The following is a 15,731-nucleotide window of genomic DNA, read 5'->3' as shown; positions in this document are numbered from 1 at the left end:
CTTTTGGCGGCGGATTAAGAGTCGCCTCGATTATCTCGCTGGAATTCAACCCGTTGCGTATCTCCGGATGTATGTTTATAGTATATGTTTCCCCGTTAGTAAATTCCAATTTATATTTCGGGTATACAACGGGCATTTCGGGGAGGAAGTGCAGGACCGCATACAATACGATAGCCAGCCCTATGATTATCAGTCCCTCTTTCGCTAAGATCTTATTGATATTCATTTCCTGTCACTCCCTCCCCGGTTATTTCATTCCGTTATCGCAAAATCCGCATGCACGACCGCGAAGACCTTCTTCTCGAGCGATGAGGTGTCGTTGCTGCCCCAGTCCGAGACCTCGGTCGAATTGACCGGCGTTATCTGGAAGACGCCCATATCGGCCGAGCGTATCCTGCCGACCCTGTTGCCGGACGCCGAGGCGATCTGTTCGGCCCGTTTCTTCGCGTCCGCCGAGGCCGCGCCGAGCATCTCGAGCTTCAGCTCGGCCAGCTTGGTGTAAAAATACTGCGGCGGGTGCGAAACGAACCGTATGTCCTGCTCGATCAAGCCCGTCGATTCGCGCGACACGGCGGTTATCTTGGCGACGTCGGCCGAGCGCACTTCTATCCCCTGGCTGAGGTTATAGGCCTCGATCTCGTTGGTGGCGATGCCCTTCTCGTTCTTCTTGTAGATGACCGCCGTCTCCACCTGCGAAACGATCATCTCGCCCTCGGTTATCCCTTTGGACGCGAGGTAGGCCCTGACCTTGGCCGTGTCTTCTTTTAACCTGGCGAACGCGGCCTTCATCTGCGGGTCCCGCGCCGAGAACTCGGCCGTCCAGACCGCGTAATCCGATGTTATCCTCTTCTCGGCGGAGCCGGTGACGTTTATCACCTCTGCCGAGGCCTTCTTGAACTTCACCATCCCATTCGTCAATATCACCGCTGAGCCTACCGATGCTGCCAAAAAACACACTCCAAAAATGACATACTTACCCATCTGCTTATCTCCCCGTTAAGCAAAATTTATCTTTACCGCTTGCCCGGCATCATTGTTCGATCTCCGTCACCTCCTTCATGCTATGCCGGCGCAAACAAAATCACGCAAACTTATATATTAAGCTCATGAGATTATTCTCTTGCTGAAATCTTTTAATTGTTTACAAAAATATTCATTTAAATTTTCTACGCTTGCGCTTCTAGAATTTCGCATTAGCAAAAAGGCTCCGACTTTTAATTCCTTCCCTGGAGGTAAAGTACCCAAATAAAATCTCGCTTTATCTTCAAATTTCTCTTTGGCATCAATTGAGCTATGAGTGATATGATTTCTAATTGTTTTTATATCCTGCAGCATTTGAATATACAAATCGATATTTGTTTTAAACGGTTCACCATTTTTAAAACAATATTCTGCGCGCCTTTTTATCTTATCTGGAGTAGACCAATCAGTATAACTTGTAAAATCCTGTAAAGTAATTTTTCTTGCATGTTCTTCATCCTTTGGCGAAACATACCGTTTTGGTTTATAGCCTCGAGATGTTTCTCCGCCCATCATGTATCTTATAAAAGCCTGCTCCATAAATATTTCATAGGCTATAAATATATTTAAAAAAGAAAACTCGGCTATTAACTGAACTTCTTTGGATGAAAGCTTAGGTCCTCTTTTAGGCTGATAAGCATCTTTTACCTCATCAACCAGCCTTACCAATTTTAAAGAATAGTCGATTTCTCTGTGAAAATGATCTAAGATTGGTTTGAGTTTTTTCGATGGCATGTTCTAAACTCTAGCTACTAGCTTGTCCATAATATAATTATGCCTAATTGTTCTTGCTTTAATATCTGTAGTACCTCTTCTTGTGGCCTCAAAAAACTTATTCGCCTCAGGGGGTATTTGTTCTAATCCCCATAATGCATCTATTTCATCTAAGACGCTTTTTATTTTCGGCAATTTTGAATCCTCATACTTAAGTTTTCGATATTTTGATTTGGGTATTTTATAAAAAATATCATAGAGCGCCAAAAATAAGGAATAATACATCTGCACTCTAGCAAAGTTTGAGTTAGCTAGGGAATTTTTATATATGGCACCTATTAGATCGACTGTCTGACTGAAACGTGACATTATTAGATCTTTGTTAGGAACTTTATTGTCATATTTTTTGTAGTAATTCTCGATAACTTTTCTTGATTGAATGCCTTCTAGTATTGCTATCAATAATTCGGATGTCAGTTGAGCTTCTTCCATGCGAGATACTTGCGCAAATGTGAGTATTTGATTTTCTGTATAAAAATTTACAAACTTAAAACCTAATTCATAAGTTAACTGCTTAAAATTACCAAAATATTTGGCATTTAGCTTTTCTTGAGGTCTTAATACTGCCGTATAAGTATTTAACCGGGCAAATATTTCCAGAACTTCTGAATCAGGAAGATTTATTAAAAGATCGGCTGATATTTCATATTTAAGAATTTCTGTTTGCATATTTAAAGGCAGTTGACTAAAGACTAGCCCGCCACATACCTTGTTATGCACCCTGGATACGGAAAATCCATCCTTAAGATAGTCCAGAATAGTTCCTAATCTTTGCTGTCCATCGACTACTTCTCTGATTGATTTCTGAGTTTTGGGGTCAATATTCTGTCTTATAAATAACTTTGGAATCGGTTTTCCTCTTAGAATAGTATCAATAAAAAATGATTTTGCATTTTGCGTCCAAACACGTCGTCTTTGAAATTTCGGGTTAAGGACTAATTGTCCTCTTTCATGCCACTCTCTAAAATCTTCTATATTATATGTTCTGGAATCAAAATTTTTCATATCAACCTCCAATGGTTATTGTTTTTGATAAATTAACTATTCCCTTTTTCTGGGGGGTGTCGTTTTGGGGTACTCTTCAACCTGTTCCTTTTTGATCTGTTCTTGTTGTTTATTTTAAAGCTTTGGAATAAGAGAGGAGTAATCAATGGCTTTCCTACCCTCATCCCATTTACATACTCGCATCATTTTCTCTTTCTTAATACCGTAGGCGAGGAGATCTTCTCTTTTTATAACTTTCAACAAATATTCAAGGCTCCCTAATCCTTTTGAAGATACCAGAAAAGATTCTACGGGATCAATAAGCTGGGTATAGCCCCAGAGTTGTCCTAAGTCAGTTAAGGTTAGAGGGTTATCTTTAACCTCGATAAAAACAAGTTTTGTTTCATTTGATTTTCTCAATACACCCACGATATCTACTCTAATAGACAACCCTATGGCATCCTTAACTTCTATACCGATAGTCTTTAGATAAGAATCCAAAGCTACCCGTGAAGTTTTGTGTGTAGTTGTAACAGAATATCTTTTATATTTATCTTCCAAATATTTCTTGCACCAAGCTTCAATGTCAGGATAAAGCAGTTCTTCTTTCTTACTCATTTTTTCTCCTTGGATAACCTAGCACTGAAGATAGCTCCTTCCAAGAATCAAAATGTCTACCTCTAATCTCCGAGGGTATTTTATCGCTATTTTCCATAGGATGAGCCATTTTGTGTCTTTCTGTTTCTTTTGTGTGCCAATAGTACTTATGATGAACTAACTCAATATGTCCCAACATTCCCTTAAATTTTTCTTTTTGGGCATTAGAATGACTACGGGCAATTTTAGCTTCTAAGCTTTTATCCCATTCTTCACGATTTTTGTTAGCCAGATGTTTTAAAGCTTCCATTTTATGAACAATTCTAAAACCTATTTTTTCAAATTCATCTGCAAATATTTTTATCTGATGTTCTTTAAACCAAGCGTTGTGTTGCCCCTTATTGTAATATTTGCATTTAGGATCTCTCATATTAGGGTGACCCCAATTTATATTATGTATCGCCACGCCAAGATCGGTGAGAATATTACCGATATCTGCAACCAAATACCAGTTTACCGGTATTTCGATATATGTTCTTTGATTAAAAGCCAAACCAAATGCAGCATTACTACTTCTAATGTGGGCGGTAACATCAGCCAGCCCTATCATAAATTCTCTTTTAATATCTAATGGAGAATACATTATCTCCTGTGGTATTCGAAATTCTTTACATGAGGTTAATCTTTCGAAGTATCTATTGATTTCTCTAACCATAAAATCTTCATTAGGTTTTGTGAATTTTATTATAGTTTTTGTGTCAATCTGGGTAGATATTATTCTTGTTCCGATAAGCGGTTCTATACTATTTCTTATGTCATCGAGGCTAGCTTTTACCGATAGGCGTGAATTCATACCTTCAGATTCCAAATTCTTATGTGGAATTTCAACAATTACACAGGTTTGGTTATTATCTCTTATAATAATACCCTTACCTGTTATCATTCCGAGCAAATATGCAAGTTCTGCGTTATCCATTATGGAATTAATAATCCTTTTTCAAATTGCATACGATACTTTAGAGGAATACGGCTTCTGATTCTGGCAACAACCTGCCCATCCGCTAATACAAATCCATGTTTTATTAATTTCCACAGTAAAGTATTATCGTTAATCCTAAATTCACGAGGTTCGCGGGGGCTCGAACTCCTAATCATGCCTATAATTAATTTGGGTACATTGCTTCTTTTTCCATCAAAATATATACGTAATTCTACTCCCCATTTATCCGCACCAACATGCAAAATATAATAATTACGATTATCTGGTGTGGGGGCTATCCCGGATTCTCGTTTATACTTCTGTTCGAATCTAGCTTGAGATTTTGGATGCATTTCTGCATCTAGCTTACAGTTTCTTTTTGGAGAAGCTAAATATCCTAGTACTTCATAAAATTCCTTCGACTTCATTTACTTTTCTCCTTTCCGAAATATTAATATATATTCATGCACTTTATTCACAATAAAAGAATAAGGATACCCCAACGGTCTCATGCTATTATATTCTTTTTGCCTGTCCCATATAATAATATCGTTAAGATTAAATCCGATTTCTTCCATTTTCTTGGTAATATCTTGATGAAAAGGATATAGTTTAGACTTCTTTCTTATATCCATAACTACCACTATGCAATATCGATTCGGCTTAGTAGCCACGTAGACTTCCTTAAATACATTTTGTAATAAATTTAAGAATTCTTCATAGCTTTCGATATTACCTAAATCATGCTTTGAATTACCGTAGTTTTGAATATCTTTCTTGTCTGCCGAACGCTTTCTATTCAAAATATCCCAATAGGGCGGTGAGGTAATGGTGATATCAATCGATTTTGGCTTCAAATGTTTCCCAATATTTAACGCTGAATCGCATATTATTTTATAATTTGCTTCTTCAAACATGCTTTTATAGGTTTCTTCAAGTCTCTTTTTTGCCATTTCACAATATTCTTTACTTAATTCAACTCCTATCCCCTTCATTTGCTTAATTTGAGCGGCAATTATAGTACTTCCGCTACCCATAAAAGGATCTAATACTAATTCATTGTTATTATTTGAAAATATTTCAATAAGCCTTTCTCCCATACTGATAGGGAACATGGCTGGATGTTTCAGCTTTCTCTCTTCAGTGTTTTTTTGAATATCCCTCCAAATGCTAAAAGAGTACTGAAGCCAGGTTTTCCCGGTTAATTTATTTAATCGTTCTGCCATTATCTTGCTACCTTTACAAAATAAAGTTTCTCTTTAACTGTGCGTCTATCTGTTTCATCCTGGTTAATGCTTCTATACCTTCTGTGTTCTTTCTCAATAATATTAACCTTTCCTCTTAAGGATAGCGTATCTATAATCTCTTCCTCACACATTAGCCCCTCATCGTTATAACTCAACAGCATATATTTCGTATCGGCATTTTCTATTAGATCTTTGAACGTTTCCTTCACTTTTTGCTTTTGGCAGTATAGTGACTTCTGGTTTTCATATGGACGCATGCCTGTTTTTCCATATATTTGAGGCTTTTTCTCTCCAAACCACCCCTCCGCTATTAATTCAAGTAAAAAATAATTTGGGGCATACTGTCTTTCATTGTATGGCGGATCCATATAAAGAATATCGCAAGATATTTTTCGCATTAACTCATTTGCGTTTGTTTTGAATACTTTATTTTTTCTTATGCTCGAGGGTATATTGGGCACTTTTAGCCTTAACGGTTTCAACGCCCTGCGATCCCAGCATTTCAGAAAGGCTGCATAATTGCCAGAAATATTTGCCACAAAAGGTATCGCCTCTAGCAAGGATGCTAAAAGAATATAGTTTTCGTCTTCTGATATAAGACTCTCATTCTTCCATCTATAAATTTCAGAACGAATCGCGTCTATTTTTTTCCCATTTTCATCAGAAAAATATTGTCGCTGATAAACGCTACCCTTCGAACCAGAAGGGCAATAATTTCTATATATAAATCCATTTATGGGATGTAGACTATTCAAATAATCAATTATTATTTCGATATTTTTTTCACAACCATTAATTCCCTTTACTTCATTTTTTAGGTCCTTGAACAAGGGGTATTGATTATTTTTTATATATGCCCTAGCAATTGCATATGAAAATTCAAGGATATCGTTCGCAACAACAGTATACCCCTTCTTCTTAAAATGCTGCGCAACAGTAGTGGTTCCGCTAAAAAGATCACAAAAAGTTGAGCCATGATTAATGCCAGTCTTTGCGACCCCCATTTCAATGAAATCCAAGAGCCTATTTTTACAGCCGTAATAGCGCATATTCCCCTTTATTTTAAAGATAAATAAAAAAACCTTCGCCCTTGTTGGCGAAGGTTTTAATTATTTTAACGTGGCAGTTCCCCCTTCGTAACATACCACAATGATTCAAATTTTTATCTACTTGATATAGATATACCACTTGCTCTCCTTCTTGTCAATAATAATCCTCTAGTATATAGACGACAAAAAGTTAAAATTTCTTTCAGAAATTTTCATACCTTACCCCAAAACTCCTCACATTTCATCGGCGTAGCCCGCGCATCCTTCGCATAAAAATACAGCGAGCGGTCGGAGGAGACGACGCGAAGGTTGCGGCGCTGGCGCGGCGGGATCTGGTCGATGTGTTTCTTTATGTAAGAATCGGCGTTCCGGGCCGCGACGATATGCAGTTTCGCCGTGCTCCTGTTCGGTATATCGAGATATTCATTCTTGCTGTCGAATACAAGGGTGATGGGGTCGGCGTGGGTCTCCTGGAACTTCTCCAGGATGGCGATCAGGTGCATTGCGCCGGCCAAGGCGTCGTCATGATCTATCCCTGAACCTTCGTGGCGAACCATGTTCCAGCCGTCGATGAGTATGGGCATATTATAAACCAAGAATTTTGGTGACAGCTACCTTAATTCACAATAAGTATATAGGGGAATTAAGGAGCAGTCACCAAAATTCACCTTTCTATCCCCAGCAGATATCGTAAAAATCGCATTTATTGTTGCCCTGGCCGCATTTGCCGGGTTTCTCGTCGATCTCCGGCAGTTTGGCGAAGTCGAGCTTCTTGATGCGGTGACGGACGTCCTTGATGGCCGACTCGAGCTCGGCGACCATATCCTCGGTCAGCTCGACCTTCTTCTTGACGAATCCGCCCGCCTTGAGGTCGTGCTTGGCAACCGACTCTTTGGCCGGGTCGAGGAAGACGAGCACCCCCTCCTTTACCTTGCGGCCCTGCGATTCATTCTTATCGCGGTCGAAGAGTAGTTTGTACGCGATGAGCTGGCGCAAATATCCTTCGAACTCATCGCTTGCAACCGGGATCTCTTTCGAGAGCGAACTGTTTATGCCCTTGACGTGCTTGTCCGGCTCGCCGGTCTTGTAATCTATCACACGAACGGCGGCGGTGCCAACGGGCTCGGTTTTATCATACTTTCCGGAAAATTTAAGGTCGTCTTCAAGCATAACCACGAGCCGTTTCTCGAGGCCGAGCGGCTTGACCGGCAGGCGCGACTCTTCCTTGAACCAGGCCTTGAACGTCTCGACCTGGCGCAGGCAGGCGGTCTTTATCGCCGCTTCCGGGGCTTCGTGGTTTAACTCTTTGGCGAACGCCTCCTTAAAGAACGCAAAATCCGGGAATTTGCCGGTCTTCATGAATTTATCATAGGTATTTTCCAGCGCCTTGTGGGTGCAGTTACCGAAGACGAGCGGCTGCTTCTTGCCCGACGGCAGCATCAGGGCGTTATCATAGAGATATTTGCGCGGGCAATTTATATAATTGTTGAGCGATGTGGGGTTGAGCGAGATGCCGGCGACAAGATCTTTCAATATCTTGTCGGTGCCGATGAACGGGTCTTCTGCGTCGGTTATCTCGAGCGCGGCTTTGAGCAGGTCCTCTTCTTTCTTGGCGGCGGCTCCCCCATCGGCCACGCCCGTAAGGTACGAGCTCGGGATCGCGCTCTCGGTCGGGCTGGCGGTGTAGATGAGGTTCGCCTTGGCGCGCGTCGAGGCGACGTAGAAGAGGCGCGTCTCGTCGTAATAATCGAGCTGTTTTAAGATATCCTTGTCGGTCGGGACCTCCTTCGACTTGTAGACCTCGGGCGGGAGCGGGATCGAGACGCCCTGCGGCCGCTTCGGCCAGCGCTTCTTCTCGAGGCAGAACGGGATGAATACCGTGTGGAATTCGAGGCCTTTTGAGCCGTGGGCCGTGTAGATGCGCACGCCTTCCTGTGTCGCCGTGACGAGCTCGCCCTGCAGGGACATGCCGTGGGCCTTGCGCGTCTCCAGCTCGTCGATGAATTCCTTGAGCGTGATGCCCGGGCGCGCGATGTCGGATTCCTTGACCATGTTGACGAATGACGTGAGCGCGCGCAGGTCGCGGATACGAAGGAGGTCGTTTTTATTATACTTATCGAGGATAAATTTCATGACGCCGGCGTCTTTGATGTATTGCATGAGCATGGCGTGGACGGGGCGAGATTCGGCTTCGAAAAGCAAACTAGAAAGAATTTGGTGACAGCTACCTAATTCATTACCACTTTTAGCGGGAATTAGAGAAGCAGTCACCAAATTCTTGTCACCAATCTTAGAAGCTGTCACCGAATTCATGATTTCACTGAACATTGAAACCGTCGGTGCTTCGCCCTTCTTGCGCTGTTCATATTTTTTCACCCGGACGCCGGCGATGAAGCGCAGGACGTCGTTCATCGGGATCTGCATATAATCGGCGGTCAAAATGCGGTAAAGATAGGCGTCCTTCTGCTCGATGTCGAGGTCAGGCGTGTGCGCGAAATAGAGCACGTCGAGCATCTGGCGGACGCGTTTCTCGCCGGCGATATCCTCCTTGCCGTCGGTGGCGTACGGGATGCCTGCGCGCAGGAAAGTGTCTACGATCTTGAGGATATCATCACGCTGGCGCACGAGAACGGCGACTTCATCCAGAGGAACCTCCTCTTTATTCGCTATCTCCTTTATGCGGCGCGCGATGAAGAGCAGTTCCTCGGTCTCGGTCGTGAATTCGTCGTATTCGATCGTCTTTTTCTTAAAATCTGTCTCAGGCGCGAGCTCTTTGGCGTGGACGCGCTCTTTTACCGGAAGGTTATTTATTATGCGCCCGGCGAGCGAGATTATCTCTTTGGTCGAGCGATAGTTTTTCTCGAGCGGGATCTCTTTTAATTTCGGAAATCTTTTTTTGAGTTCGCGGAAATTCGCGACCGATGCACCCTGGAAGCGGAATATTGACTGGTCGTCATCGCCGACGCAACAGAGATTTTGGTGACAGTTACCTAATTCAGACCCCTTGGTACGGGAATTAGAGAAACTGTCACCAAAATCTCCTACCAACTCAAACAACAGGTCCATCTGGGCACCGTTGGTGTCCTGGAACTCGTCGACCATGATGTAGGTATATTGTTTTTGGAGGGCCGCTTTAAGTTCGGGTTCATTGCGGATCGCCTCGACCGCGAAAAGTATCATATCATCGTAATCGTACCTGCCCCGGTCATCGAAAAGTGCCTTATTTTTGCCCGCTTTGTACTCTTCATACAGCTTATATACGGTAGCCAGGGCCTTGAGCCGTTCTATATGTTTTTCTTCGATATAGGCCCCGTCAGGCTCGGTTTTTTCTATTATCTTGGCGAACTGCGCCGGCGAAACGCCTTCACGTTTAAGCTCGGTTATGCGCTGGCTTATCTCGCGCTCAAAAGCGTACGGCGCGCGGAACGGCCGGATCTTGTCGATACCGTCTGTATTATCCAAAATGTATTCGAGGAGCTTTATCTGCTCGATGTCGGTTATCTGGACGCGTTCCTGGATGTATTCGGCGGCTTCCTCGGACTCGAGGACGACTGAATTCGCGAAGCTGTGGAACGTCGCGGTCTCGATATTATACGCGTCGGCGCCCAAGAGATTGACGAGGCGCTCTTTCATCGCCTTCGCGGCGGCATTTGTGTATGTGAGGATGAGGATATTCTCGGGGCGGGCCTTCTTTGCCTTGATTATGTTCGCCGCACGGACGGAAAGCAGCTCGGTCTTTCCTGTTCCGGGTCCGGCAAGGACTAATACGGGGCCGTCGAGGGTCTCGGCGGCTAATTTTTGCTGGGTGTTCAGATTGATCATATTTGTGCTATAATTGGATGGTATAATTATACTCCAAGGAGGGCGCAATGAAAACTGCTATTATTATGTTATCGGTTGTCTCTTTTACCCTTTTTGCGGGTTTGGGGACTGTCCAGGCCGACGGCACCAGCGGAACTCTCGCCGCGCAGGTAGATACGGTCACGGTGGCGCAGGTAGAGGGCGAGGATTCCACTATTTCAGTCGTAGATGAGTCCGGCGTCACTATACTCTTCTACGTGACAGCCGCAACCGTCATCTCCGGCCCGATAGGCGAGCCGATAAGCCTCGGCAATATCAACCAGAACGACCCGGTCGAGATAGAATACGATAACCTAGAGGGCGGGGTCGGGCTGGCGAAATCCGTCAAACTCACCGAATAATTATGGTAACAGCTCACTTAATTATTCAAGGAGCGGAATGAAAAAAATAATGTTAGCGGTATTGCTTGGTGCGGTTGTGGTTTCTTTTTCCGCCGCGCCGGCAGAGGCAAAGGTCAAGACGCAGAGCATTACGGGTAAGGTGACTTCCGCGAAATCGGCCGACCCGTCCAGGGGGCTGAAACCGACGATCGCGGTCACTGACGACAACGGCGAGAGGGTTTTATTCGAGATCACTCCCGATACCCAGTTCTATGGGATCGATTATAAACCGGTCACCTTAGAGGCGATAAAGAGGGGCTGCCACGTGAACGCGACAGGCACCGCCATAACGGAAAATATCGGCTCGGCGACTTCGATAAGAATATTGAAATAATTAAGGTGACAGTATACTTAATTATTTAAGGACAACGTTTATTTCCGGGTTGCCGCGCAGCGTGTTACCCACCGGGCAATTCCCTATGAAGCGCATCAGGCCTTCCCTCTTTGTATCGTCCAGTTCCACGCCTTTTAAGTCTATTGAGACGCTTATATAGCGGAAACCCATCGGATTCTCTTTCACGAGGTCGGACTCTACGCAGACGCTGAATTCCTTGATGGGGAGTTTCAGGTTGTCGGCATACTTCCTGACAAAAACGCCTACGCACGAGCCGAACGCCCCGAGGAGCGCATGCAGCGGGGACAGGTTCTTCTCGCTCATGTCTATCGTAATGCCCGCCGTGCCCGCCTTGACGTTAAAAACGCTGTCTTCCTTGCACAATACGTCTACGTGATACATTTTTCCTCCTCATAATTAAGTATACTGTCACCTTAATTATTTCTTTAGCAGATATTTGCGGCTCTTGAGGCTTACGAACGACGACCAGACTTTGTCGCCGCCGGACTGCTGGGTGATGATCTCCTTGACCGCGTTCGCCTGCGAGACGAGCTCGTCGGCCTGGTAGACGATCGTCGCCTCGAGTGTCTTCGGCAGTATCGGCGACTGCTGTTCGTATTCACCGTGGTGGCTTAGGATGATGTGTTTGAGGCGCAGGGCGAGCTCCCTGGGGAAACCCTTGATATCTTTTATCTTCCCGGACACCATCTCGTAGCCGAGCGTCAAGTGGCCGATCAGCCCGCCGTCGACCGTATATTCGAAGGTGTTGATGTCAAGCTCGACCGTCTTGCCGATGTCGTGGGCAAACGCGCCGATCATCACGATGTCGCGGTCCGCCTCGGTATAGAGGTCGCAGACCACGCCGCTGATGCGCATCACTTCATACGTGTGTTCCATCAGCCCGCCGATGTATGCATTGTGCCAGCTCTGCGCGCCCGGCGATTTTTTGAATTTCGCCATGAGCTCTTCGTCTGCGAGAAATTCTTTCGCCAGCTCCGCGAGCCATTTTTCGGAGATCCCGTCGAGCATCCCCTTGATATTCTTGAATATTTCGTCAGGCTTCTCGACCGAGCGGACGAGGTCTTCGAATTTATATTCTTTCGGGTCGGCGATCCGGATCTGGTCGACGCGTATCTGCAGGTCGCCCTTGAACGAATCGACGCGGCCCTGGACAAAGACCGCCGCGCCTGTGGCGACCATCTCGTCGGCGGCCTCGGCATTCTCCCACATCTTCGCTTCCATCCGGCCGGATTTGTCCGAGAGGGTCAGCTTGAGGTAAGGTTTGCCGCCTTGCGTTAGCGCGAGCTCCTTCTTCTTAAGGAAATACACATCCTCGATCGTATCGTTCGTTTTAAGGTTTTTTATGAATTTGATCATACTTTAACGCTTTCTTGCTTATATTATACAAATAATTATAGTGACAGTATACTTAATTCCCCATTCGTCCAATAATTAAGTATACTGTCACCGTAATTCATGCCGGGCAAGCAATCTTTCTGCGCAGGGCGTTTATCATGAGGATGATGAGCAGTGGTCCTGCGACAAGGCCCGCGTCCTGCGCGAGATGCATATGTGAGCCCTTGCCGAGGACAGCCATTATGTCGATATGGAAAGTCTTGTAGATATAATTCAGGAGGAGCCCCATGCCGATCGTGCATGCCGATATTGCCAAAAGATAGATAACGACCGTCCTCTTCCCTAAAAACTTCGCTATAGTGATTATCCCGGCGGTATTCGTCGCCGGCCCGGCGAGCAAAAATACGAGCGCCACGCCCGGGCTCATCCCCTTCGCGATGAGCGCCGCCGCGATAGGCGTCGAGGCCGACGCGCAGATATACAAAGGTATCCCTATCAAAAGCATTATGAACATCGCGCGCAAGTCGTAGCCGAGGTAATTCTCGATCAAACTCGCCGGCACGAAATACGATATCACGCCTCCGGCTATTATGCCCAGGGTGAGCCAGAGGGCAATATCCCCGAGCAGGTCCACAAAAGCGTATTCCATCGAGTGCGCGAATTTGCTGAAGAAGGAATGCGCGTGCGCGTGTTCGTGCCCGTTCTCTTCGCAGAAGACGCATTTTTCTTCCTTCGGCGCGGCCGCGGGTTTTTCTTTCTTCCCGAAGAGGTTTTCCGATATGCCGGCCACCAGGGCGGTAATAAGCGCCGCGAAAGGCCGGAATACGGTCATCAGCGGGTCGAGCAACGCGTATGTGAGGAATATCGAGTCGATGCCTGTCTCGGGCGTAGATATCAAGAATGAAAGTGTCGCTCCCTTCGAGGCGCCGCTCTTGCGCAACGACATCGCCGTCGGCAGGACGCCGCACGAGCAGAGCGGCAAAGGTATGCCGAACAGGGCCGCCAAAAATACCGACTTGAGCCCCGGCTTGCCGAGGTGCTTTACCACTTTTTCGCGGTCAAAGAAAATATGGATGAACCCCGCCATAAAAGTGCCGAAAATAATATATGGCGCGGCCGTGCTGAATGTGTGCCAGATCTCTTTTATTAAGCCTGTCAGTATCTCCATCATTACCAGCCTCCTCCCCCACCACCGCCGCCGCCTCCTCCTCCGCCTCCGCCACCTCCGCTAAAACCGGAACTTGAACCCGGGGCGGCTGAAGAAGACGATATGGCGCCGGAAAGCGACGTCCCCATCGCCGACGCGAAGCCCGCGGCGCTAAACGTGCTATAAGACGTGCCCGAATACCAGCCCGGAGAATACCCTTTCCCGTCCACGCTCGCCTTTGAAAGTACGTCGGTGAAATATTCCGCCCATGCATTCTCGACATCCAGCGCGATGGCATAAGGAAGATATCTTTCGAAGATCTGCGGGGTCCGGGCAGGGGCGCCCATGCTCCTTATCTCGTCTTTTTCCGCCGTGCCGAGGTACATCTTGAATCCCTCTATCGAATCCATTACGCTCCTGCCGGCAAGCGTCCGCGCCTTGAGCAAGTGGTAAAAAAGGACATTGATGAATATGATCTCGAAGAGCGCAACCGGCATCAACAATGAAGACGCCGCGGTTAAGAAACCCAGGCCCATTATCTCGAAGAATATGAACGGCGCCGAAAAGAGCGAAAGGAAGAGCGGCTCGCCTATATAATAGAACCTGCCGCTTGAAAAGAGTTTCTTCCAGGCCGTTATCGTGGCCATAAGCAGCGCTATGACGCCCACGGTCCACAGGGAGAGCCATACGCACATGAAGACCATCGCGGCTATCCTTTCCGGCGTGATCGACGGCGATGTCACGAAGGCGCACAGCGCCAGGATGACGAACGATAGGACCGCGCCCGGGACGAAATATTGCGTATTGGTGAGGAAGTATACCTTTTCGTATGCCGTCTTAAGGGCATCCTTGAGTGAGGTTATTGCGCCTTTTATCTTTACGTGGTTCTCCTGGTCCAGATCAAGGTGTTCTGAACCCTTAAGGAGGATGTCGAACACCTTCTTCTCGTCGTTCGTAAGCCCGGAAAGGTCTGCGCCCTTCCGCTTGATCTCATACTTGCCCTTCACCTCCTCGATTATCTCGATATTGCCCTTTACGGCCATATCTATGAGCGAGGCGGCGAAAGCTTTGTTGTCATAGGACATCTTAGAAATATAACGGCATGCGGCCGGAGATATGCCTTTGGGCGGCGCGAAGAGCGGAACGATGACGCCCTTCTCCGGGTCTCTGCCGACCTTCGCCCAGACTAAAATATAATATATTACGATCACTAATATGAGCGCCTCGCCCAGGATCATCTTGCCGGGGGACGGCATAAGAAAACGAAAAGTCCCGCTCGTCGAGCCGGACGGCGGCGGCAGGTCCTCGGCTTCTTTCGGCCTCGAAACAGCCTGCGGCTGGGTTATGTAACCCTTGGGCCAGCCGGCAACTATCGTGAGGCCCTCGTAAGGCCTTAATGGCCTCGTCGTTAAAAAGTAAGGATTTCCGTCACGCCGGGAAACATTAAATTCTTTCGCTTTTGATCCTTGGGGTCCTGTATACGCCTCGGTCCTTATCCGGTCCTCCGGGATGCCGCCGGGCAGGATGACGGTGGCTGACGCCCGGTCTATGGGGAATATCCACCCATTACCCGTGACATTCCAGTAAAGCTCGTCGTGGTCTTCGAAGAAACCGAGCTGCCTGTCGGTATTATAAGTCAATTCATAGGTATGTTCGCCCCGGGAGATAAATACGCCGCTCTTCCCGATATAAACGCGCACGCCGTTCGGGAGGTTCTCCGTATGGTAGCCGTCCGGGGCGCCGTCCCTCTTTACTTCTTTAATATTGAACCCGACCCTATAACCGCCTCTGTACATAGTGGGAAAATCGCGGTAGATCCCCCGCTTTATCCGGCTGCCCTCGGCATTTACTTTTATCGTTTCGGTGACGGTCATCGTCGAGTCCGGATGGACGGCGATGCGGCTGTCAAAGGAGAGTATCCTTTCGGAGGCGCGGGACGCGGGCAGGATAAAAAGCAGCGCTATAAGGAAAGGTGCTGTGAAAAGGGTCCTTTTCAAGGGCAT

General features: G+C 46.5%; 17 protein-coding genes. 2 read left to right on the top strand and 15 right to left on the bottom strand.

Annotation, left to right across the window (positions count from 1 at the left end; genetic code table 11):
* The 11 genes from PHO67_05205 to PHO67_05155 form a co-directional block, all read right to left on the bottom strand.
* A partial coding sequence (locus PHO67_05205; protein MDD5546533.1) for a hypothetical protein occupies positions 1-226 on the bottom strand: 226 nt, incomplete at its 3' end.
* Between the two features lie 26 nt (positions 227-252).
* Positions 253-981 carry an SIMPL domain-containing protein gene (locus tag PHO67_05200; protein ID MDD5546532.1) on the bottom strand — a complete coding sequence of 243 codons (729 nt, stop codon included), beginning with the start codon at positions 979-981 and terminating at the stop codon, positions 253-255.
* 123 nt (positions 982-1,104) lie between these two features.
* Positions 1,105-1,755 (bottom strand): hypothetical protein, encoded by a 651-nt coding sequence (locus PHO67_05195; GenBank protein MDD5546531.1) that lies wholly within the window; start codon positions 1,753-1,755, stop codon positions 1,105-1,107.
* Positions 1,756-1,758: 3 nt separating this feature from the next.
* Positions 1,759-2,799, bottom strand: a complete 1,041-nt coding sequence (locus tag PHO67_05190) for a DUF262 domain-containing protein (GenBank protein ID MDD5546530.1) — start codon at positions 2,797-2,799, stop codon at positions 1,759-1,761.
* 114 nt (positions 2,800-2,913) lie between these two features.
* Complete coding sequence (locus tag PHO67_05185; protein ID MDD5546529.1) at positions 2,914-3,396, bottom strand: hypothetical protein; 483 nt, start codon at positions 3,394-3,396, stop codon at positions 2,914-2,916.
* Positions 3,389-4,351, bottom strand: a complete 963-nt coding sequence (locus tag PHO67_05180; GenBank protein ID MDD5546528.1) for a hypothetical protein — start codon at positions 4,349-4,351, stop codon at positions 3,389-3,391. The genes PHO67_05185 and PHO67_05180 overlap by 8 nt, the downstream gene beginning before the upstream one ends.
* Complete coding sequence (locus tag PHO67_05175; protein MDD5546527.1) at positions 4,351-4,782, bottom strand: hypothetical protein; 432 nt, start codon at positions 4,780-4,782, stop codon at positions 4,351-4,353. The genes PHO67_05180 and PHO67_05175 overlap by 1 nt, the downstream gene beginning before the upstream one ends.
* Positions 4,783-5,580, bottom strand: coding sequence for a DNA methyltransferase (locus PHO67_05170; GenBank protein MDD5546526.1), 798 nt, complete (start codon positions 5,578-5,580; stop codon positions 4,783-4,785).
* The gene (locus tag PHO67_05165) at positions 5,580-6,650 is read right to left on the bottom strand and encodes a DNA adenine methylase (protein ID MDD5546525.1); all 1,071 of its coding nucleotides are present in this window, start codon (positions 6,648-6,650) and stop codon (positions 5,580-5,582) included. Before PHO67_05165 ends, PHO67_05170 begins: the two co-directional genes overlap by 1 nt.
* A 212-nt stretch (positions 6,651-6,862) precedes the next feature.
* The gene (locus tag PHO67_05160; protein ID MDD5546524.1) at positions 6,863-7,234 is read right to left on the bottom strand and encodes an NYN domain-containing protein; all 372 of its coding nucleotides are present in this window, start codon (positions 7,232-7,234) and stop codon (positions 6,863-6,865) included.
* Positions 7,235-7,322: 88 nt separating this feature from the next.
* Positions 7,323-10,472, bottom strand: coding sequence for an ATP-dependent DNA helicase (locus PHO67_05155; protein MDD5546523.1), 3,150 nt, complete (start codon positions 10,470-10,472; stop codon positions 7,323-7,325).
* Positions 10,473-10,519: 47 nt separating this feature from the next.
* On the opposite strand from PHO67_05155, the gene PHO67_05150 reads away from it, so the two are divergent.
* On the top strand, positions 10,520-10,852 hold the full coding sequence (locus PHO67_05150; GenBank protein MDD5546522.1) for a hypothetical protein: 333 nt from the start codon (positions 10,520-10,522) through the stop codon (positions 10,850-10,852).
* A 37-nt stretch (positions 10,853-10,889) separates the two neighbouring features.
* Positions 10,890-11,225, top strand: coding sequence for a hypothetical protein (locus tag PHO67_05145; protein MDD5546521.1), 336 nt, complete (start codon positions 10,890-10,892; stop codon positions 11,223-11,225).
* A gap of 21 nt (positions 11,226-11,246) precedes the next feature.
* Here the strand turns inward: PHO67_05145 and PHO67_05140 are convergent, their stop codons facing one another.
* From PHO67_05140 to PHO67_05125, 4 genes are all read right to left on the bottom strand, one after another.
* Entirely contained in the window at positions 11,247-11,627 is a 381-nt protein-coding gene (locus PHO67_05140) for an OsmC family protein (GenBank protein ID MDD5546520.1), read from the bottom strand.
* Positions 11,628-11,663: 36 nt separating this feature from the next.
* Positions 11,664-12,602, bottom strand: a complete 939-nt coding sequence (locus PHO67_05135) for an HD domain-containing protein (protein ID MDD5546519.1) — start codon at positions 12,600-12,602, stop codon at positions 11,664-11,666.
* 97 nt (positions 12,603-12,699) lie between these two features.
* Positions 12,700-13,752, bottom strand: a complete 1,053-nt coding sequence (locus tag PHO67_05130) for an SO_0444 family Cu/Zn efflux transporter (GenBank protein MDD5546518.1) — start codon at positions 13,750-13,752, stop codon at positions 12,700-12,702.
* The gene (locus tag PHO67_05125; protein MDD5546517.1) at positions 13,752-15,731 is read right to left on the bottom strand and encodes a DUF2207 domain-containing protein; all 1,980 of its coding nucleotides are present in this window, start codon (positions 15,729-15,731) and stop codon (positions 13,752-13,754) included. Before PHO67_05125 ends, PHO67_05130 begins: the two co-directional genes overlap by 1 nt.

This window comes from Candidatus Omnitrophota bacterium, from assembly GCA_028716565.1.
GTDB lineage: Bacteria > Omnitrophota > Gorgyraeia > Pluralincolimonadales > Pluralincolimonadaceae > Pluralincolimonas.
This window is presented reverse-complemented; position numbering and strand designations above follow the sequence as displayed.

Bases quoted from the DNA above. Each gene is read 5' to 3' on its own strand.
- PHO67_05200 (MDD5546532.1), bottom strand. From the start codon at position 981: ATGGGTAAGTATGTCATTTTTGGAGTGTGTTTTTTGGCAGCATCGGTA.
- PHO67_05195 (MDD5546531.1), bottom strand. From the start codon at position 1,755: ATGCCATCGAAAAAACTCAAACCAATCTTAGATCATTTTCACAGAGAA.
- PHO67_05130 (MDD5546518.1), bottom strand. From the start codon at position 13,752: ATGATGGAGATACTGACAGGCTTAATAAAAGAGATCTGGCACACATTC.
- PHO67_05190 (MDD5546530.1), bottom strand. From the start codon at position 2,799: ATGAAAAATTTTGATTCCAGAACATATAATATAGAAGATTTTAGAGAG.
- PHO67_05165 (MDD5546525.1), bottom strand. From the start codon at position 6,650: ATGCGCTATTACGGCTGTAAAAATAGGCTCTTGGATTTCATTGAAATG.
- PHO67_05155 (MDD5546523.1), bottom strand. From the start codon at position 10,472: ATGATCAATCTGAACACCCAGCAAAAATTAGCCGCCGAGACCCTCGAC.
- PHO67_05180 (MDD5546528.1), bottom strand. From the start codon at position 4,351: ATGGATAACGCAGAACTTGCATATTTGCTCGGAATGATAACAGGTAAG.
- PHO67_05135 (MDD5546519.1), bottom strand. From the start codon at position 12,602: ATGATCAAATTCATAAAAAACCTTAAAACGAACGATACGATCGAGGAT.
- PHO67_05160 (MDD5546524.1), bottom strand. From the start codon at position 7,234: ATGCCCATACTCATCGACGGCTGGAACATGGTTCGCCACGAAGGTTCA.
- PHO67_05175 (MDD5546527.1), bottom strand. From the start codon at position 4,782: ATGAAGTCGAAGGAATTTTATGAAGTACTAGGATATTTAGCTTCTCCA.
- PHO67_05140 (MDD5546520.1), bottom strand. From the start codon at position 11,627: ATGTATCACGTAGACGTATTGTGCAAGGAAGACAGCGTTTTTAACGTC.
- PHO67_05185 (MDD5546529.1), bottom strand. From the start codon at position 3,396: ATGAGTAAGAAAGAAGAACTGCTTTATCCTGACATTGAAGCTTGGTGC.
- PHO67_05145 (MDD5546521.1), top strand. From the start codon at position 10,890: ATGAAAAAAATAATGTTAGCGGTATTGCTTGGTGCGGTTGTGGTTTCT.
- PHO67_05125 (MDD5546517.1), bottom strand. From the start codon at position 15,731: ATGCCCTTGAAAAGGACCCTTTTCACAGCACCTTTCCTTATAGCGCTG.
- PHO67_05170 (MDD5546526.1), bottom strand. From the start codon at position 5,580: ATGGCAGAACGATTAAATAAATTAACCGGGAAAACCTGGCTTCAGTAC.
- PHO67_05150 (MDD5546522.1), top strand. From the start codon at position 10,520: ATGAAAACTGCTATTATTATGTTATCGGTTGTCTCTTTTACCCTTTTT.